Origin of the sequence: Leucobacter japonicus, assembly GCF_001273855.1 — a bacterium.
GTDB lineage: Bacteria > Actinomycetota > Actinomycetes > Actinomycetales > Microbacteriaceae > Leucobacter > Leucobacter japonicus.
The window spans coordinates 1-290 of sequence record NZ_JHBX01000052.1; the positions used below are offsets into that span (position 1 = coordinate 1).

The following is a 290-nucleotide window of genomic DNA, read 5'->3' on the forward strand; positions in this document are numbered from 1 at the left end:
CGGCGACACCATCGACATCCGCACCGACCAAGGGGAATCGCGTGTACGCCTCATCGGCCTCGATACGCCCGAGATCAACCGATCAGGCGGCAACGACGAATGCTACGCCCAGGAAGCCCGCACAGAACTCGACACCATGCTCTACGGCCGCACCGTCGAACTCACCACAGACCCCTCGCAGGGCGACACCGACCGATACGGACGGCTCCTGCGCCACGTCACCATCGATGGGCAGAACGCCGCGCTCACGCTCATCGAATCCGGTGCGGCACACGAGGACACCTATGACA

1 protein-coding gene is annotated in these 290 nt (G+C 64.1%); it reads left to right on the forward strand.

Annotated elements, in window-relative coordinates; genetic code table 11:
- Window positions 1-290 (forward strand): thermonuclease family protein (locus AMS67_RS00150; protein WP_162230790.1); only part of this gene is annotated, 290 nt, incomplete at both ends.